Raw genomic sequence first — 19986 nt, forward strand, 5'->3', positions numbered from 1 at the left:
ATGGGACAGTTTCGTTGCTTCAAAATTATTAAAACTAATATTCAAATAAAAATCGAAAGTGTTAAATATCTCTTGGTAACAAACAAACAAACAAAAACTGGTGGTGGTTCATGCCGTTCTTTTATTCGATGCCCCTTTAACAAATATTTCAGCACGTGAGTTTCCTAATATTATTAGGCAATCGAACTACTATTGATTTGATGATGAAGTTCTGCCTATTACACCTTATGACACGTAATCATAAGAACACCTTAAATACTACCATCATAATCCACTATCACTCAATATAATACACCACAAAAAAAAGAACAAGTAGCTGTTTAATTCAAACTGGGTGCAAACAAGCAACCAAATCGTGGTCATTCATCAAGTGATCTATTTCCCGTAACTCAATTTGTATCAAAATAAAACTCTTCACATTCCTCTTTCGAAATACTCCAACGTTCAGGGAATCGTTCAGAAAATAGATAATATAGGAACTCAGAATACCCTCGGTCAGTTCTTTGATACACAAGCATGCCTTCGTCGAACCTTTTTTCATACTCCCACATCAACTGACAGAAAAGCATATTTTTAATATGCCGGACGTACGGAATTTCACCAGAAACAATTTTAGCTACGTCCACCTTTGGATTAGGATACTTCTCTTCTCCTCGATAGTACCTGCATTTATTATATATTTTCATTCAAAACGTATTTTTAAAGCCCTACAACGCACTTTTAACAACCTGCTTACCGTATACGTCCATTTAAATAGAAATGACTCTAAATCGCCTAATCGACGTCTAATTAATTAACAGCATAATAGCGGTATAACATCCTTTAATAGGCAACATAGCAGCAAAACATCAAAAATATTATCAAAACACAAAATTACAACATAACTATCTTATTTTCAAATATCTACAATTAATCCAAAAACAAATTTCCCAGTCCATTTGATTTTTTCATCTGAACTGGGATTATAAATAATCAGGTGCTGGCTGTGTCTCGTCTCTACCGCACCATTATTCATTGCTTAAAATAGCGAAATCCTTTCTCATTAAGGAAAAACGCCTGCTGGCCCCGGTTGAAATGCAACAGACCATCGTAATCAATAACAGCACCCGGATAAGTGTTGTCTTTACAAAAGCTCTGCAGGCTCTCCCAAGCTTTCAAAAAAACTTTAACTTGTTTCTCGGCCTCATTGATAACAGAATTTCGACGTATTGTAAATTTTGCACGCAACTTGTCATCATCTGCCGCGAACCTTCCATTTTCGTAAGTCGTGAATGGCAAACAGTAAATATTTGACAACCCACGGTGATTTTGTATTAGCCGACGCTTGGAATCAAGAAAAGTAAGATCTGGGGCAATAATCATCTTTTGAACAATAAGAGAAGGTATCATTTGGAGCTTAGCCCTTTGATCTTCTATAAACATTTCTTTTATCCGTTCATTACTGCAATACAATATTTCTCTCGCCTGCACCGCGTTGTTCGGCTGCAGTCCAAGCTTTTTAAGTTCGTCAAGCACTTCGTTCGCTATCAAGCAAAAGTTAGCGACGTCTCTCTCGGCTGCTTTGAAACCGTTTTCGTCAAAATAAAAATTGTTCTTTTTCATTTTAAAATCCCCCCAATCGATTAATGTCGTTAATAATTTCACCCTGCAGAATTGCTTCTTCGTACAATTTCTTGATTTCGACGCCGAAATCTGGATCCGCTTGAATTTCGTTCCGCAAAGTTTTTAAAATAAACCCCCGGCGATTTTCCGGAGTCAACTTCTCAATAAACTCTTCCATGATCATAAATTTTAGATTATTAAATTTTCTTTTTTAGTAAAAACAGGCCGAAAAACCCAGAAAACCCGATCGCTAAATTTCGGTGAAGATCTAACTAACGCAGGCTTTATTCCCTTCCACATTATAAGTGCGTTGCAATTGTTTTCCCTCTTTCAAGTTTGAATTGTTTAGCCCATCTCAATAATTCTGACGGATCTATGTCACCGTACATTTTTCCAAACGATCCCATCTTTGCCTTTTTAAAAAACAAGGTAAGTTCTGCCATATTTAGCGGTTTGAAAAAGTCATACAGATAGAGAGCCGTTTCATTTACTTGATCATCTTCGAGAGGAAGGCGCATGAAAAAGGAATATTGGCATAACCAAGTTTCAATAAGCCGAATTGGGGCATTGGGTGTATACATTCCACACAGATCATTTAAAGTGATCGTTGAAGCGTTATATGCCTTCCAATAGTCATTGTTACCCATGAATAATCTCACACAATAAGCATGATTATATTTCTTCAAGAATTCGATCTGGTGCGGAATTTCAACCAGTAAATTCTCCGCCATTTTGCTGATCTGCTTTGACTCTTTCTTCAATGTTGGCGATTGTGTTGATTGCAGCAAATTTGGATTGTTCTGCCTTTGTCGAATATTTTTGAATTGTTCCATGATTTGATTTTTTTAGTGCATATAAACCTTTCCAGTTTTTACCAATGGACTGGTTGACAACTTTCATACAAAGTTCAGGATCGTAGTTTCCGAGTGATTTCAACTCACCAATCATCACGTTAACAGACTCTTGAACTCTGTAGGGATCCTTAATTGATTTTTTATAACTAAGCCACTTTTTAACAGATGGGAAGAATTGAGTTCCGGCTTGGGAAATATTGAAACCCAAATACTTCAAATCATTCGACTTTTTCAGTAAAGGCAATTCATTTTCATTATCACCGTCATTATCACTATCATTATCACTATCATTATCACTATCATTATCACTATCACTATACGAATCAATACCATTTGTACCACTGGTATTTTTGGTATCATTACCCCAACGCTTATTGATGTTTTGTCGATTTGCTCGAACACGACGTTCATATTTTTCTGCATCCCTCTTAATAACTGGTTCGATAAATTTAAAAGCCATTTCTATCATGGGCGGCAGGTGGATCGGCAATTTTCCATCAAACCCGTAGTTACAAATTGCATCAAAAAGTTTAGCCTTATCATCATTGGATAAATCTTTCGTTGGATTGTAAAATTCACGTCTAAAAACAAAGCTGTCCCTTTTCATTTCCAAAGTTTAAATGATGCCATTTATAAAAACTATCGAATGAATTAGCTACAAAATAGATACCCCCAGCAGATTCGATCGATTTTTGATATCTTTTTTGGGAAACACTTTGCCGGTCAGAGCCAATTTTAACCTCTATTTTAACCGATATACCTTTAATGGTGGCAGATATATCAGCAGTTCCTTTTGTACCATTCCCGGGTATCCATTTCGATTCTCCACTGGTTCTTGCACGTCCAATAACATCAACAAAATTTTCCCGGGTATCTATCCGGCGTCCCATGTTCGCGATTCGTTCAGCTTGATGTCCATGAAATCGAAGAAAATCAATAATACATTTTGTGAGTCCGTTTGCAGTGTCATCGCGATACCTTCGCGGCGCGAGCCATTCAAAAGGAATTACTGGGAATTTCTTGCGGGCTTCTTCGTCGGCAATACGTTCCAGTTCCTTCACAGCTTGTGATTTGACGTATCGAGTTTTTTGGGTACTTTTATTGGTAGTACCTGCCGTCCTCTCGGGGGCGGTTTGTTGCTTTGCTCCCATCGCTAACTCCTTTCACGTCTTTTTGCAGAGTTTGCCAAACGTTCAGCAGCAATTTGACTTTTCGATCTTTTCTCAATTATCTGAGATTCAATCCACGACATTAAATTCTTCCGAGAAAACACCAAGCGTTTACCTAAACGACTACATGGAATTTTTCCTCCTGCGGTTAAATTGTACAACATCCCCTTGCCAAGAGGAACACCATTTTCTGTAAGGAATTTGATAGCCTGATCTACCGTCATCCGATCAGGCGGTTCAACAACCAGTGCAGGCTGTTTAGAATGTCGGATTTCGGTTTTGATTTCTTCAAGTTCCGACAAGATTAATTCAAAAGGATTTTCTAAAGCCATAATTCAATATTTTTAAATTACAGCTACAATAATATAGTTAAAATGATTTAATATCAAACATTTGAGGTGGCTAAAAGTGTCCGCCACTTTTAGCCACTTTTACCACTTCTTTTGTGATAGTTTAGCTACAAATGTTTCAATTTTACCACTTTGAACCAATAATTCATGATCGGTGGAGGTTTTTGATAAATATTTATCAATTGAAGATTTATTTAGTGTGTATCCAAAATATTTTCCGATAGATGTATAGAGATCTTTACGCGAATCATAGCGAATTTTACCTTTATTTTCAAGACCAAGTATCATGATAGCTATGCCCTTCCCTTTTTCGCCGAGAAATTCTTTTTTTAACCACCTTGCATGCTTTTTTCGTTTAGCACCACTAAGATATTCCCAAAACTCTTTTTGTGGCTTATCTATTGATTTATTAGAATTCAAATATTCACGCCTACCATCAATCATTTCTTTGATTCCACGTAGGCGCATTATAGCAGATTCTACCTTCTCTAAAACTTGATCTTTTGGAATTGAGCCCATGAATCCTCCTTCATTTTTAAGTGTAACAAAATAGTCTGTTACAAAACTTATAAAACGCCCCAAATCTGCACCTACCAAATTGATTTCTTCTACTGATTTTGCTTCCCGTCCTTTATTATCTAACTCTTTGGTGAAACTTTTAATCCATTTCAAAAAATCGGCTTCTTTAGCAGCTTTATCACGTAGGCGCTGCAATTCGAGTGCATCTTTCTCGGGCGATCTACTTTCTAACGCTTCTATTTCTTTCCATTCTTGATCTGAAATCAACAGATTCTGGGATTTACACTTTTTCTTCATCTTTGAATTGTGTTAATAATGCCGCGTTCTTTTTACGTTCCTCTTGTTCGAAACTTGCCAAATAATTATTTGTCGTGTGGATATCTTGATGTCCAAGACTTTCTGAAATATAAGCCACATTGGCACCTGATCGTTTTAAAACGGTAGCAAATGAATGCCTTGCCGTATACGTGGAAATGCTTCCTATTCCTAAAGATTTTCCGATCTTGTTCATCCGCCTATTTATCCGCCTCGTTATATCATTTGCTATTAAAACAATATCTTCAGGAGTCTCACCGCCTTTCAAAAACGGGAATAAATAACCGTCATTCTGAAATGGATTTCCCCACTTTTCGACAATCGATTTCATTTCAGAAGTGTAGGTTGCAGCGATTTCTTTTCGTCGCTTGGCAGTTCTATAGGTTTTCGTACGATAGAAATGAATTTCTCCGTTACTGATGTTAGAGAACTTTAATTTAAGCATATCTACAACATTGATCCCGTTACATAAATACAAGAACAGCCAAATGTCACGATACTTTTCAGTCGCTTCTAACCCGTCAGAATAATTTACAACCTGTCCTATTTGTTGTATATTCAATGCCAGTTTTCGCCCTTCATTTTCAACAATTTGGTATTTATCTTGTCCGTAAGGATATTCCTTTTCTTTAATATAACCACGTTTTCGAGCCATATTTACAATCGTTCGAAGCCCTCTTTGATACATCGCAATTGTTGTTTCACTTCTTCCGACCGACCGCAGATGATTTTCGAATTTTTTCAACCAAGAAACGGTTATGTTTTTACATTGAACAGAGTTACCCTTATAATCTTCAATGTTCTTTAATATTGTCGAATAATACGTTGCAGAGTTGATCCTTCCCTCATTATTCAGTTGGTCAATTTTGTACTGCAACAATGCGTTGATTGTGTCAGCAGATACTGATTTTAAACGAATATTCATCTCCTCGAAAGAAAACTTTCCGTCATTTGACAGCTCCCGAACATGCTTTTTAATAAGCTCAAACGATGCCTGTAAATCTTCTCGAACTTCACGGATAACCGGACTTTTACTGGTTGGTAAGATTTCCCAATTCGATTCACTAATCATTTTGCCCGGTGTGTAAAGCCATACTTTCCGATCATAAATCACCTGAATTCGGATTTTGTACAAACATCCCTTATATTCGCGACGTTTATCCAACACCGTTTTTATGCTTACTCCTTGATTTTTATACGAATACATGAATATCATTTTATGCATCTTGTTCAAACATTGTTCAAACAAATAATACAAATATAATGAAATATTCACAATTAAACTGAAAATCACTTTGCCACTATTACCTGATTATCAACTTATTTGACACATTTATAAACAATTAAAAATGTTTACAAACATGCCTCTTACGATTCATAATCATGAGGTCGGCGGTTCAAGCCCGCCTCTCGCTACTGAAAGCAGTTAGATTTTCTAGCTGCTTTTTTTATTGAAAATTGTCGTTACTGATTTAATACATCTCTCAAAACAACGATATTCTTAACATTGATCTGTTCCTGGCTCATCGCAAACAATTGGAACCGTTTTTCCGTTAGTTTTGGCAGAAAGAGTTTTTTATGAAAACGGATAAATTCAAAACACTGCGATACCGACTGATGGAAATGGAGACGTGGCCGTTGAAATACATGTTTAAATTCATCACTCCCAACGCCAATGGGAAAGTGGATCAGATCAAAGCCCTTCTACCGGTACACGGAACACTTTCGTTTAAACACACCTCCGACCTCAAACACGTATCCATTACCTGTGTTGCTGAAATGCAAAGCGCCGACCAGATCATCGAAATCGTTGAACAGGTGGACAAAATCGAAGGTGTGATTATTTTGTAAAAACTTTCTCTCAATAATCACACTGCTCAATCTTTTCTGTACGTCAAAAAAATCCATTCAACATTACGAGACATATGAAAGGAATGCCCTGTGTTTTAGCAAAGTATTGATCGGGTACGCTGGATGAACTGAATAATCCGTCGACCACACATCACAGGTAAATGCTGTTCAAAAAGTGGACGATTTGCGAAAGAATCGCTGTCGCCAATACGCTTCTCCCCTAATCCCATTCAATTTATAAATCTGATTACAAGCTTTTTATTTCAATTCGAATTCAATAAATTGCGTAAGTCTTTCACTCCGGTTATACTCATGATCTTCCGGGAGAAAAGTTGATTCGAACTAAAGAAACCAGCTAATGAAACTTCAGATTATATTCCTTCTCATTTTGTTGAACGCATTTTTCGTAACGGCCAAAAACAAAGATTCAAAACGTATTCAGCCCTGGACAAAAAACCACTGGTCCTGGCAGTTTAATAAAAAGCCTGTGATGTTGCTCGGCGCCAGCAGTGATGACAACCTTTTTCAGTGGCCTGCAAACTTTTTGATTCCACATCTGGATTCGATGACTGAAATAGGTGCCAATTACGTTCGGAATACCATGAGTGACCGGCAAGGTAAAGGTTTTGAACTATATCCGTATGCCCGCCTCGATAATGGGAAATATGACCTGAACAAATGGAACGATGAATACTGGCAGCGTTTTGAGAATTTTTTGAAAGAAACCCACAAGCGAAATATCATCGTTCAGATTGAAGTGTGGGACCGTTTTGATTATTCAAGACAATACTGGACACCTCATCCCTATAATCCGAAAAACAACATCAACTATACTTTTGAAGACTCCGGTCTGAAAGGCGATTACCCCGACCATCCGGGAAGGAATGTACAACCCTTCTTTTTCACCACCCTGCATCAACAAAATAATGAAGTGTTGCTGAAGTACCAGAAGCAGTTTGTGGATAAAATGCTTTCTTATTCATTAAACTACAACCACGTTTTATATTGTATCGACAACGAAACTTCGGCACAGGAAGAGTGGGCTGTTTTCTGGTCAGAGTATATTTTGAATAAAGCCAAAGAAGCAGGAAAAGAAACTTGTGTTACAGAAATGTGGGACAACTGGGACTTAAAGTCAGAGCACCACAAACGTACCTTTGATCATCCCGAACGTTATGCATTTTGCGACGTTTCTCAAAATAACCAGATGAAAGGACAGGTTCACTGGGATAACTTTCAATGGGTGCGAAATTACATTTCGAAAAATCCTCGCCCCATAAATACAGTGAAAACTTATGGTGCCGATGGCGGAAGTTTCGGAGGCTCCGGGGAAGCATTGGATCGTTGGTGGAGACACGTATTGGGAGGAGCCGCTGCGGCACGCTTTCACCGCCCTACATCAGGACTTGGATTATCGAAACTTTCAATGAATTCTGTAAAAACAGCCCGAGAAATAGAAAAGGCAGTAAAATTCTGGAACTTAACGCCAGAAAATGAACTGCTTTCGCAAAGGGAAGAAAATGAAGCCTACCTGGCTTGCAAAAAGGGAGAAGCCTATGTGGTTTTCTTTACCGATGGTGGCGAAGTCGGGTTGGATTTAAGTAATACAGACAGAGAATTCAGTTTAAAATGGATGAACATCCGAAACGGAGAATGCACCGCTACCGAAACGATAAAGGGAGGAAAAGTTGTTCACTTACAGGCTCCGGGGAAACTGGAATGGATTGCTCTTCTTGAAAAACTTTAATTTCGAGATGTTTAAAACGGGATCTGTATCTTGCAATATTTTATTTCAAATTCAGGTATTTCATTACCGCTTTGTTCCCTTGCAATGCATTTGCCGGGAGTGGATTCTTTTCATTGAAAACCCGTAATTCATCCGGCTCCAGTACGGTAACAAAACTCTCGTCGTAACCATAATTGTAAGGAAGTTTATTTTTATCGAGTCCCAGGTGATGGGCAAAAAAGTTGTACACGGCAAATCGTTTCGAAGGACCATAATCGTGTTTTTCCAACGCAAGATGCACATTTTCCATTTTGTGTTCGGCATCGTATAAAGCATACACTTTCTGGATGTAAGGATACTCGATCCGGGGTGTATTGCTGGTCCAGTCTCCCCCATCGGAAACCAGCAACAACGGACGTGGCGCACAAAGCGCGGCAATTTCCACGTTATTGGTTTGATGATGATCGCTTTTATGTACCGGCATTCCGCTTTCGCACACACAGCCGCCAAAGAAATGCGCAGAAACCTGCACCACAGGCGCCGCCACTGTAATCCGGCTGTCGATGGCAGCAAGCATAAACGTCTGTGTTCCGCCACCTGAACCGCCGGTCACTCCAATTTTCTCCGGATCCACATCGCCTCTCGAAAGCAGGTAATCCACCACCCGCTGACTGTTATAGGTTTGCAATACCAGCGCAATCGGAATATCGTGGGTTACTTGTTTCGAATCGGCAAAACCAACCATGTCGTAAGCCACAACGATGGCTCCCATGCGGGCAAAAGCTGCCGACCGAATCTGAACATCGGGTTTCAAGCGCTTGTCGGTCATATGCCCGTGCGGACATAAAACCGCAGGATTCTTACTTTTTTGCTTCTGCGGACGATACAAATTTCCGGTGATGTAAAATCCCGGGAAGCTTTCCATTACAAAATTCTCCACCACGTAGCCATCCATTTGGCGCGGGTTTGAAATCTTCACGTTCAATTTTGTTGAACGTTCCGGCATTTGGTCTAATTTCATCCCTTTAATGATTCCGTCCCGGATAACAGCTGCCCGCTTCTCCCACGATTCGCGGTCGTTCCATGATTGGGCAAATTCTTTCATTTTCAGGTTCGCTTCGTCTTCAGTCCAATATGCTCCCTGGCAAAGCATGTTGTTTTGTGCTTGAATTCCCGATGCAAAAGCGAGCAAAATACCCGCCAGCAACAATAAAGTGGTGTAGGTTTTTCTTTTCATTGATAGGTTTATTTAGTTGATGTAGATTATTCTGTTCCTAAGATAGCGAGAATCCCAATACGGCCAAACTCCCAAGTCGTCTCTCGTCTTATCTTATTTCAGTGAAGGACTACTCACTATTTTTTGTGTTCAGGCCACAAACACGGACCGGCTTTAAATTCAGAAAAAACGGCATTAAAGCTTGATTTAAGCGGGCTACAGGCGTAAACCCCCACTTTTATCTCAGCCGATGCCTTGTGCAGGTGCAGCATTCTCATCTGGCGGAAGCCGGTACCATCCACCGAATTCTCAATGTAAAAGTCCTGCCCGCGGCGACTGATCCGGTACCACATTTCGGAAATGCCTGCCGGAATATCGGTTGTTGCCCAGTCGGAAAATCCCAGGTTGGTGACCACCGATCCCAATCGTGCAAAAGTTTCGTTCTCGTATTCTACCGACACCTTCACCCAGTTTTCACTGTCGATGTACAGTAACACCCCACATTGATCGTAACGAAAAGCAGACTCTTCAAATTCGGTCTTTACCTCAAAGGTAAAATCACCCGTAAGTTGAGTCAGAAATGCCGGCGCATTATCGTTTTGAAAGCCATAATACGTGCGCTGCCACAAATCTGTTTCGGGTTCGGTTTCGATGAGCAAACGGTCATGGTCGATCACAAACTTCCGGGGTTGATTTATCCACACAAAACTTTCTAGCGACAGTTTTTTCATCTGTTTATATTTTTAATTTTTTATGGTAACAGATGGAATTCGCATGTGGTATAATCATGTCGTTTGGTACAAACTCCATTTTCATGCTCATTTCATCCTATTAAATTACTTGTTCATACCACAAAATCGTCTGAGCCCCGGTCTGATTTCTCACCTGCACTTTGACGAATAAAATCAAAATCGGTGTTAAGTTTCTGAGCAAACAGTGTCATATCCGAGCTGTAAATAATAATATTCACCCCTTCCCCGATCCATTTTACCTCCCGCCCCGGATCGTCAGAAAAATGAATACCAACAGCTTTGTTCTTCGCCCGGCATTTTTGGACAATCACTTTAACCGTTTCCTCAAACCTGGGATGATCGTATTGCTCCGGAATACCAAGACTTAGCGACAAATCGTGCGGACCGATAAAAACCGCATCCACTCCCTCCACATCGAGCAGATCATCGAGTTTGCCGAATGCGGGAACACTCTCGATATTAAGAATGCAGATATTCCCACGGTTATAGTCGTCCAGATATTCTTTCAATTCAGGCTCCACTATTTCATTATCGTTTAATACCCTTTTCAGTCGCTCTCCTTTTAAAGGCCGGTATTTTACTGCTCCCACCAGTTCTTTTACCTGTTCAACATTTTCGATGTAGGGCGCTAAAACACCTTCCGCTCCGGCATCCAGCATCTGGCAGGCCCGAATGGGATCGGGAGAAGGGATTCTCACAATGGGTCCCAGCCCTGCAGCCCCGTATAACTGACAAAGTGCGGCCACTTCCGCTCTTTCGAGCGGTATATGCTCAGTATCGAGAAATACAAAATCGAGGCTAGCGCTTCGAACAGCTTTTACCCACAGCGGAGCCATCGAAGTAATACAGGTCCCGTAAATCCGTTTACCCTGCTTTATTTTATCAAGTAATACCTTTCCCATTTATTATCGCTCAGTTGTTTATTGTTAAGTCATACTCTCAAACAGGATAGCTTTCAGTTTTTCAAAATCATCGATCACCAAATCAGCTTCACTTTGATCCTGACTTCTGGTCGCGGCTCCACTGTAGGCCACGCAATACATTCCCGCCGATTTGGCTGCCCTTATTCCGTTTTTCGAATCCTCAATCACCAGGCAGTCTTCGGGTTCGACATCCAATAATTTGGCGACATGCAGAAAAACATCGGGAGAAGGTTTGCTTTTTCCAACTGTCCCGCTGCTAATGGTGTGTTTGAAATATTTTCTTAACCCCGATTTTTCGATGATTATTTTTACCGTTTCAGGATCAGAGGACGAAGCCACCGCCATTGGCACGCTCTTGCTTTTTAGAAAATCGAGAAGCCGGATCAAACCCGGCATTGGATCCAATTTGTCGAGACCGGAAAAAAAGGGAACTCCCTCCCGGTTCGTCAGGCGAGTCATTTCCTCTGCATCCAACGAAAGGTTTCTTTTTTCGATGATCTGGCGCCACATTACATCGGTTGCAGTTCCCATATACGTGGCATGTTCTTCGTCAGAAATGTCCAGTTTCATTTTGCTGAACATTCGGTTTTCTATTTCAATATGATAGGGTTCACTGTCGACCAGTACTCCGTCCATGTCGAAAATTACGGCCCGGGGAAATCTTTTCTCAAGTGGTATTTGCATGCTATTTTTTACTATTACAATTTCCGAAATTGTCAACAAACGTATAATTCGAACTGTCATGAAAGTTTATCACAATTCCGGAAACCAGATTCCGATACATGATACCAAATTAACAAACAATGGACAAACAACACCACACATTTGTTGGCTAATACAAATGCAATATTGACTCTAATCTCCACGCATCTGTCAAAATAAAAACAGACAAGCAAAAAAACTGAGGTTCAATTCCTACTACAGAAAATCCTTTCGGTACTCCGAAGGAGTTTTCCCCATGATCACTTTAAAATAGTGGTTAAAATTTGCGAGGTTATTGTATCCGCACTCGTAACAAATTTGTGTGATTCGTTTATCAGTTTCAGCCAGAAGTTTTGCAGCAATCCCAACCCTGACGGTTTTCACATATTCCATAAATGTCTGGCCGGTCTTCTTCTTGAAATACCTGCAAAATGAGCTGGGTTCCATGTACACCACTTTAGCGGCTTCGGTTAAATTGATGCCTTCCTGTACATTTTGAAAAACGTATTCGTAGATTTTATCAATCTGATCGCGGTCTTTGTCATAGCTCAACGGAAGTTCGGAAGGCAAGGCCAGGTATTCGCGTTCTTCTATTTTCAGCAAAAGACTAAATACCTTTAACAAATTAATGTAACGTTCAAGCCCTTTCATCTCCACCATTCGGCTGAGTGTTTGCGCTACACGCTCAATCTTGGGCCCTTTAAAAAGGATGCCGCTGTGCGCTTCTTTCAGCAGTTCAACCACGTGCTCCAGTTCCGGAACATTCAAAAAGTCGGAGCTGATCAGGTTTTCGTAAAAATGGGTAACCACGCATTCCGGCTCTTCATCGTTACTGGTCTCCAATACTTCCCAGCAGTGCGAAATATTTGGCCCCAGCAATACCAGATCGCCCGGAGTGTAACTCGAAATGTTATTCCCGACAATTCTCCTGCCCGATCCAGAAGTGATCAGATTCAGCTCAAAATTATTGTGGGAATGAATCTTCTCAGAGTTGGGATCCATTTTCAACCGACGCGTAATAAATGAGTGTTTATGGGGGACAAATATTTTTTCGTATACAAACTCCACCGTGAATATTTTTTAACCGTAAAATACAAATATTAATTAATAAGTTCAAATTAAGGTCAAAATTCAATGCAAAACAAACAATATACAAGAAGCGCAAGGCTTCAAAATCAATTTTCTTTGTATATGTAGTTTTTACGCTGAACTACTTAACTGATTTTAAAAATTCAATATAAATTCAAATGAATCTATCATTAAGAGGAATAATACCTCCGATCATTACTCCGTTGATCAACGACGAAGAGCTGGACGAAAACGGTTTGGCCCGTTTAATTGAGTACCTTATCAATAGAGGTGTACATGGCATATTTTTGCTGGGAACCACAGGCGAAGCTACCAGTTTAAGCTACCCTTTACGAAAGAAATTTGTAGAAAAAGCCTGTGCTGTCATCAATAAAAGAGTACCGGTAATGGTAGGTGTTACGGATACTTCCGGCTCCGGATTGGTTGAAATGGCCAACATTTCGAAAAATGCCGGCGCAGATGCTCTGGTAATTTCGTCGCCTTATTACCTGCCAATTTCGCAAAACGAGTTTGTCGACTTTTTAAAGAATATGGTCCCCAAACTTCCGCTGCCGTTCTTACTCTACAACATGCCGAGCTGCACCAAAATGCACATGTCGCTTGAAACGGTTCGCAAAGCAAAAGAACTGGGCGCAATCGGTATCAAAGACAGCTCTGGCGATCTCGCATATTTCTATTCGCTTTTGGATGAATTCAAAGATTCGCCCGATTTTGCCGTTATCTGCGGCACCGAATTATTTCTGCCCGAGTCGGTTACCTATGGAGGAAGCGGAGGCATTACAGGCGGTGCCAATGTTTTTCCTAAAGTTTTTGTTGAGTTATACCAGGCAACGCTCGATGGTGATAAAAATAAAGTAGCCAGATTAAGAGACATTGTCATTCAAATTGAGAAAAAAATATATAATATTAGTACGGACAGTTCGAGATACATTGAAAGTATTAAATGTGCGCTCTCCACTTTAGGCATTTGCAGTGGCTATGTGGCACAACCTTTCAGTGGCTTTGAAGAGGCACAAAAACAACAAATGAAAAAAAACATAAAAGAGCTGCTCGAAGCTTATCCCGAACTTAGTGAAGAAATTAGTATGTTAAACAGTATCACCTGAAAACAGGATGCGACGGTAACCGAACGGCAAAGAAAAACCGGCCTGTAACCGACTTAAATCAACAGAATAAACCATATGAACTTACCTGTAACCGACTTAGTCGTTTTTTTATTCATCACTTTAGGAAATGTTATTTTTGGCGCCAGTTTTTTTCTAAAAAATAAAACCTCGAGCCAGTTTACCACCGGAGGAGGCACATTGCCGGCCTGGGTGGTGGGCATGTCGATTTTTGCCACATTTGTTAGTAGCATCAGTTTCCTGGCCCTACCCGGGAAAGCTTATATGAGCGACTGGAATGCGTTGGTTTTTAGTTTCGCCATTCCGGTAGCAGCCATTCTGGCGGCCAAATTTTTCGTTCCGCTGTACCGCAGTATGGGCAGCGTTTCTGCCTACAATTACCTTGAAGTACGCTTTGGCGCCTGGGCTCGGATTTACGCTTCGTTGTGTTACATTTTAACCCAGCTAATGCGCACCGGCGCTATTTTGCTTTTGCTGGCTCTGCCACTCAACGCGCTCTTCGGATGGAACATCAAAACCATCATTATTGTAACGGGTTTGGCGGTAACCGTTTACTCGATGATGGGAGGAATACAGGCCGTGGTTTGGACGGATGCCATCCAGGGAATTATTTTGATTGTGGGAGCCCTTATTTGTGCAGCCGTTCTAACTTTTTCGATGCCCGAAGGACCAACACAGGTATTTGAAATTGCAGCGGCCAATCATAAATTCAGCCTCGGTAGCTTTAGCGCCAGTCTTTCAGAATCAACTTTTTGGGTGGTCCTCATCTACGGACTGTTTATCAACTTGCAGAATTACGGTATCGATCAAAACTTTGTACAGCGATACATGACGACCAGCTCCGAGAAAAAAGCCAAATCGTCGGCTTTGTTTGGAGCCTTACTTTATGTTCCCGTTTCCATTGTTTTTTTCTACATCGGAACGGCTCTGTTTTCTTATTACACGGCTCAGCCGGATTTGCTCCCTGCCGGAATTTCCGGTGATAAAGTATTCCCGCACTTTATTGTGAACGGCCTGCCTACCGGATTAACCGGTTTGCTAATCGCCTCGATATTTGCTGCCGGAATGAGCACGGTTTCGACCAGTATCAACAGTACGGCCACCATTATTCTTTCGGATTACTACCAAAAATATTTCAATAAAAACGCCGACGACAAATCATCGATGAAAGTGTTGTACATCGCCTCTGTCATTTTTGGGATTCTGGGTGTACTTATTTCGCTTACGCTGGTAGGTGTAGAAAGTGTACTTGACGCGTGGTGGTCACTTGCATCGATCTTTAGCGGCGGTATGCTGGGATTGTTCCTGCTGGCGTTTCTTTCCAGGAAAGTGCGCAACATGGATGCCGCCATCGGTGTGATTGTTGGCGTACTTGTTATTATTTGGATGAGCTTATCACCGCTATATTTTACCGAAGGAAATCTATTGGCCTTCAGGAGCCCGCTTCACAGCAACTTAACCATTGTAATTGGGACCATGGCCATTTTCCTTGTGGGATTTTTATCCTTAAAACTCATAAAAAGAAATCAATAGCTAATAAATACAAGAGTTATGAAACTGATCACGTTTATATCTGCCCTGTTTTTGGTGACTTCTTTAACGGCACAAAAGCCTTACAAAGGAGACCAGGCCATTGTAAAATCAGAATTCATTTATACAAAAGAAGATGTACCGTTCCCAAGTTGTCATGCATCAACCATTGCTGAAACCAAAAACGGATTAATTGCAGCCTGGTTTGGCGGCACACACGAAAAACACCCCGATGTGGGTATTTGGGTAAGCCGTTTTCAAAAAGGGAAATGGACAATCCCGGTAGAAGTTGCCAACGGCGTTCAACACAAAACCCTGCGTTATCCCACCTGGAACCCGGTATTGTTCAATTACGGCGACGAAATCCTTCTTTTTTACAAAGATGGCCCCAGCCCCCGTGAATGGTGGGGTGAATATGTTACATCAAAAGATGAAGGAAAGACCTGGTCACAAAGCATTCGTTTGCCCGAACAAATTGCGGGGCCGATAAAAAATAAACCGATTCTGCTGGCAAACGGCGATCTGCTTTGTCCGTCGAGTACCGAAGACAACGGCTGGCAAATTCATATGGAAATCACTCCCGATCGTGGCAAAACCTGGGAGCGCACCCAACCCTTAAACGATGGTGAAAAATACAGGGTAATTCAGCCTACAATTCTTGTTCACCCCAGAGGGAAACTACAGGCGCTGTGCAGAAGCGGCAATAAAAAAATCATCACCACCTGGTCGGAAGACAATGGCAGAACATGGACCGAACTGGAACCGATCGATATGCCGATCCCCAATTCTGGCATTGATGCAGTGACATTAAAAGACGGAAGATTTGTGCTGATTTACAATCACATTACTCCCGGAGAATCGTGGGGCGACCGTAATATCCTGAACATGGCCGTTTCAAACGACGGAATTCATTGGGACGCGGGTGTTCTTTTGGAGAATGATCCGGATAAGGAAGGAGAATACTCCTACCCTGCAGTAATTCAAACCAGCGACGGAATGATCCACATTACCTACACCTGGAACCGAAAACTGGTGAAACACGTAGTTGTTGATCCTGCAAAAATAAAAGTACTCCCGTATAAAAACGGCAACTGGCCTGCGGAATAAAAGAACCATGATTCGGGGATTAGTTTTTACTTTCTGATGCAGAATATCCAATGTAAAATTCCCAATATTCAATTTTCCGGATTTTGTTGGGTATTTTACATTCAAAATTGAGAATTGGATGTTTATTAAAACTGACTTTCAGAAAAAGCCAGACGGCAGTCAAAATTTTAAACCAAAAGAAATGCAAACCCGACGTAGTTATTTAGTTCTGATTTTTAGTATTCTCTTTTCCCATACCAACATGGCGCAGGATACGAATTCCGGCGACCTCGTCCGGATTCTGTACAACCAACCCGGCATGCATTCCGATCTTGGCGTGGGGCTTTGGGCCTGGCCTTTTCCGGTTGACTACGATAATGACGGAGACCTTGATTTGCTGGTCAACTGCCCCGACAAACCGTTTAACGGTCTTTGGTTTTTTGAAAATACTGCCGGTGGGAAAAATCCGGTTTTGAAAGCACCGGTAAAACTGACCGAAAGTCAGAAAAACTTACAAATCACAAAGGTAAACGGGCAGTACAGCGTAATGACACCGGGAATTATCTATCCCAACTTTTTAGAAACGCTTTATGCTGAACCCGACACCTTGTTTACTGCCGATTTTTATAAGCCCTTATTAAAAAAAGCCCGCTTCAACTTATGGCGACAAGTGGATTATGACGACGACGGAGATCTGGACATCGCCATTACCATTGACGACTGGAGCGAATACGGCTGGGACAATGCCTTTAACGAAAAAGGTGAATGGACAAACGGTCCGCTTCATGCAAAAATATACTTGCTGGAACAAACTACTCCCGGCCTTTATGCTGATCCTGTGGTCTTAAAAGCCGGCGGCGTGGAAATTGACAATTTTGGAATTTCAGGAGCCGTTTTTGAAGATTTTGACGGTGATGGCGATCTCGATATCATCATCAGCGAATTTGTAGACCGCCTGACCTGGTTTGAAAACACAGGAACCCGAAAAGCGCCTGGATATGCCAAAGGAAAATACATCAAAATAAACAGAGAAATTCTTCACCTCGACCTCGAAATGGTGGTTCCCTCGGCAGCTGACTGGGACGGAGACGGACTGGTCGATCTGATTGTTGGGATTGAAGACGGTCGCGTGGTTTTCATGAAAAACACCGGGAAGAAAAATGCTGACGGGATTGTTTTTAAAGCGCCCGAATATCTGCAACAGGAGGCTCAGTATTTAAAATTTGGAGCGCTGGTTACGCCCTACTCTGTTGACTGGGATGCCGATGGCGACGAAGACCTGATTTGCGGAAACACAGCCGGATACATTGGTTTTATTGAAAACCTGGGAAACGGAGATTCTCCAAAATGGGCGAAACCGGTTTACCTGAAAGCCGATGGAGAAACCATTCTGATCCAGGCAGGCGAAAACGGATCGATTCAGGGACCGGCCGAACGCAAATGGGGCTACACTACGCTCTCTGTTGCGGATTGGGATGGCGATGGTTTACCGGACATTGTTTACAATTCCATCTGGGGTAAAATTGAATGGTATAAAAATATTGGAAAAAAGGGCAAACCAAAGCTGGCAGCATCGCAGCCTATTGAAGTGGAATGGCAGGGGAAAAATCCAAAACCGACGTGGAACTGGTGGAATCCGCAAGGAAAAAACCTGGTGACACAATGGAGGACCACTCCGTTGGGTTACGACTGGAACAACGACGGATTGATGGATCTGATCATGCTCGACCACGAAGGTTACCTGGCTTTTTGGGAACGATACTCTGAAAATGGTGTGTTAAAACTTAAACCCGGCAAACGGATTTTTACCGGTGAAAGCCAAGCAGGCTTTTCCAATCAGTTTGAAAATGATGCGGATGGTTTTCTCCGTCTGAACACAAAAACTGCCGGAGGATCGGGTCGCAGAAAAATTTGTATTGCTGACTGGGACCGCGACGGGAAACCGGACATCCTGGTAAATACCGTGAATGTCAACTTCCTTCGTAACAAAGGAGAAAAAAACGGGCTTACCGTTTTGGAAGACATGGGGCCACTCAGCAAAACCCGGCTGGCTGGTCATTCAACGTCGCCCACTATTGTTGACTGGGATAAAAACGGAGTGCCCGACCTCTTGATTGGAGCAGAAGACGGACACTTCTATTTTTTGAAAAACACAAATTGACGTTCTAAAACGAATTAAACATGAAGTTGAAAATTCCCTTTCAGAAAAGTATAAACCTGATTTTCATTTACAGTTTTCTGTTCATTATCCTTTTGGGTTTTGACAACGTTAACGCACAGGAAGAAACCACCAATGCCGAAAAGCTGGGATTTCCGAAAGGACAGAAAATATTGTTGCTGCATTGCGACGATGCAGGGATGTGCGAAGAAGCAAATATTGCCGTACAATCGTATGTTCTGAAAGGCGACATTAATTCAGCTGCAGTAATGATGCCCTGCCCCAATGCCGAAGAAATGGTGGAATGGGCAATCAAACACCCGAAGGTCGACATTGGTGTTCACCTGACTTTAACGTCGGAATGGAAAACCTATCGGTGGGGACCGCTTACCGACCCGGCAAAAGTTCCCGGACTGGTGGATCCGCACGGGAAATTATGGCCCGAAGTGCCGGATGTAGTGATGCATGCTTCAGCAAAAGAAGTAGAAACTGAAATCCGCTCGCAAATTGATAAAATGATTCAACTGGGCCATCGTCCGTCGCACATCGACACGCACATGGGAACCTTGTATGGTTCAGCCGAATATGTACGCGTTTTTATGAAAGTTGCCGAAGAATATGGCATCCCGGCCAACGCGATAGATTTGTCGAATCCGGAGGTGGCGGAATATTACAAAAAGGTGGGCTACCCCATTACAGAAGACGTGATCGATATTCTCAACGACTACAGTTTGCCCAAACTCGACAATTTTTCGAGCGTACCCAACGGAAAAACGTACAAAGAGAAACGTGCCAATTTTTTCAAGCTGGCACAATCGCTTAAACCCGGACTTACCGAGATTATCTTCCATCCTTCGATCGTAACAGAAAACATGAAAACCATTACCAATTCGTGGGAACAACGGGGTTGGGAAGCCGAAATGTTCTCCGATCCGGTGGTGAAACAATTTTTTGCCGATAACAACATCGAACTCACCAACTGGACGGAAATCATGAAAAGGTTTAAGCAGAAAAAATAAG

General features: G+C 41.6%; 20 protein-coding genes. 7 read left to right on the top strand and 13 right to left on the bottom strand.

The genetic code is table 11. The annotated features are described in order from the left end of the window. Nucleotides 1–1011: 1011 nt before the first annotated feature. The 8 genes from MR764_RS01655 to MR764_RS01690 form a co-directional block, all read right to left on the bottom strand. The gene (locus tag MR764_RS01655) at nt 1012–1602 is read right to left on the bottom strand and encodes a hypothetical protein (protein WP_247977645.1); all 591 of its coding nucleotides are present in this window, start codon (nt 1600–1602) and stop codon (nt 1012–1014) included. 1 nt (nt 1603) lies between these two features. After that, nucleotides 1604–1780 (bottom strand): hypothetical protein, encoded by a 177-nt coding sequence (locus MR764_RS01660; protein WP_247977646.1) that lies wholly within the window; start codon nt 1778–1780, stop codon nt 1604–1606. 121 nt (nt 1781–1901) lie between these two features. Next, nucleotides 1902–2333: a hypothetical protein gene (locus MR764_RS01665; RefSeq protein WP_247977647.1), complete on the bottom strand. Its 432-nt coding sequence runs from the start codon at nt 2331–2333 to the stop codon at nt 1902–1904. After that, nucleotides 2311–3063: a DUF6291 domain-containing protein gene (locus MR764_RS01670; protein ID WP_247977648.1), complete on the bottom strand. Its 753-nt coding sequence runs from the start codon at nt 3061–3063 to the stop codon at nt 2311–2313. Before MR764_RS01670 ends, MR764_RS01665 begins: the two co-directional genes overlap by 23 nt. Next, nucleotides 3038–3607: a hypothetical protein gene (locus MR764_RS01675; protein ID WP_247977649.1), complete on the bottom strand. Its 570-nt coding sequence runs from the start codon at nt 3605–3607 to the stop codon at nt 3038–3040. The genes MR764_RS01670 and MR764_RS01675 overlap by 26 nt, the downstream gene beginning before the upstream one ends. A 2-nt stretch (nt 3608–3609) precedes the next feature. Then, nucleotides 3610–3957 carry a helix-turn-helix domain-containing protein gene (locus tag MR764_RS01680; RefSeq protein WP_247977650.1) on the bottom strand — a complete coding sequence of 116 codons (348 nt, stop codon included), beginning with the start codon at nt 3955–3957 and terminating at the stop codon, nt 3610–3612. Nucleotides 3958–4056: 99 nt separating this feature from the next. Continuing rightward, on the bottom strand, nt 4057–4791 hold the full coding sequence (locus tag MR764_RS01685) for a hypothetical protein (RefSeq protein ID WP_247977651.1): 735 nt from the start codon (nt 4789–4791) through the stop codon (nt 4057–4059). Beyond that, nucleotides 4775–6016, bottom strand: coding sequence for a site-specific integrase (locus MR764_RS01690; protein ID WP_247977652.1), 1242 nt, complete (start codon nt 6014–6016; stop codon nt 4775–4777). Before MR764_RS01690 ends, MR764_RS01685 begins: the two co-directional genes overlap by 17 nt. A gap of 371 nt (nt 6017–6387) precedes the next feature. Here MR764_RS01690 and MR764_RS01695 point away from each other — a divergent pair, with 371 nt between their 5' ends. Then, nucleotides 6388–6660 (top strand): DUF493 family protein, encoded by a 273-nt coding sequence (locus MR764_RS01695; RefSeq protein ID WP_247977653.1) that lies wholly within the window; start codon nt 6388–6390, stop codon nt 6658–6660. Nucleotides 6661–7018: 358 nt separating this feature from the next. After that, nucleotides 7019–8407: a putative collagen-binding domain-containing protein gene (locus MR764_RS01700; protein WP_247977654.1), complete on the top strand. Its 1389-nt coding sequence runs from the start codon at nt 7019–7021 to the stop codon at nt 8405–8407. Nucleotides 8408–8447: 40 nt separating this feature from the next. Here MR764_RS01700 and MR764_RS01705 read toward each other — a convergent pair whose 3' ends face one another. From MR764_RS01705 to MR764_RS20335, 5 genes are all read right to left on the bottom strand, one after another. Then, complete coding sequence (locus MR764_RS01705) at nt 8448–9623, bottom strand: CocE/NonD family hydrolase (RefSeq protein ID WP_247977655.1); 1176 nt, start codon at nt 9621–9623, stop codon at nt 8448–8450. A 116-nt stretch (nt 9624–9739) separates the two neighbouring features. Next, nucleotides 9740–10333 (bottom strand): DUF1349 domain-containing protein, encoded by a 594-nt coding sequence (locus MR764_RS01710; protein ID WP_247977656.1) that lies wholly within the window; start codon nt 10331–10333, stop codon nt 9740–9742. A 113-nt stretch (nt 10334–10446) separates the two neighbouring features. Beyond that, on the bottom strand, nt 10447–11256 hold the full coding sequence (locus tag MR764_RS01715) for an aldolase/citrate lyase family protein (RefSeq protein WP_247977657.1): 810 nt from the start codon (nt 11254–11256) through the stop codon (nt 10447–10449). Nucleotides 11257–11280: 24 nt separating this feature from the next. Continuing rightward, nucleotides 11281–11961, bottom strand: coding sequence for an HAD family phosphatase (locus MR764_RS01720; protein WP_247977658.1), 681 nt, complete (start codon nt 11959–11961; stop codon nt 11281–11283). A 234-nt stretch (nt 11962–12195) separates the two neighbouring features. Then, nucleotides 12196–13047 carry an AraC family transcriptional regulator gene (locus MR764_RS20335; RefSeq protein WP_247977659.1) on the bottom strand — a complete coding sequence of 284 codons (852 nt, stop codon included), beginning with the start codon at nt 13045–13047 and terminating at the stop codon, nt 12196–12198. Between the two features lie 179 nt (nt 13048–13226). On the opposite strand from MR764_RS20335, the gene MR764_RS01730 reads away from it, so the two are divergent. From MR764_RS01730 to MR764_RS01750, 5 genes are all read left to right on the top strand, one after another. Then, complete coding sequence (locus tag MR764_RS01730; RefSeq protein ID WP_247977660.1) at nt 13227–14174, top strand: dihydrodipicolinate synthase family protein; 948 nt, start codon at nt 13227–13229, stop codon at nt 14172–14174. A 75-nt stretch (nt 14175–14249) separates the two neighbouring features. Next, nucleotides 14250–15725 carry a sodium:solute symporter gene (locus tag MR764_RS01735; RefSeq protein WP_247977661.1) on the top strand — a complete coding sequence of 492 codons (1476 nt, stop codon included), beginning with the start codon at nt 14250–14252 and terminating at the stop codon, nt 15723–15725. Between the two features lie 18 nt (nt 15726–15743). Continuing rightward, nucleotides 15744–16829 (top strand): sialidase family protein, encoded by a 1086-nt coding sequence (locus MR764_RS01740; RefSeq protein WP_247977662.1) that lies wholly within the window; start codon nt 15744–15746, stop codon nt 16827–16829. A 181-nt stretch (nt 16830–17010) separates the two neighbouring features. Continuing rightward, a complete protein-coding gene (locus tag MR764_RS01745; RefSeq protein WP_247977663.1) occupies nt 17011–18969 on the top strand; it encodes a VCBS repeat-containing protein in 1959 nt (652 codons plus the stop codon). 20 nt (nt 18970–18989) lie between these two features. Next, nucleotides 18990–19985 (top strand): polysaccharide deacetylase family protein, encoded by a 996-nt coding sequence (locus MR764_RS01750; protein WP_247977664.1) that lies wholly within the window; start codon nt 18990–18992, stop codon nt 19983–19985. Nucleotide 19986 lies beyond the last annotated feature (1 nt).

Origin of the sequence: Maribellus sp. YY47, from assembly GCF_023111095.1 — a bacterium.
Taxonomy (GTDB): domain Bacteria; phylum Bacteroidota; class Bacteroidia; order Bacteroidales; family Prolixibacteraceae; genus Draconibacterium.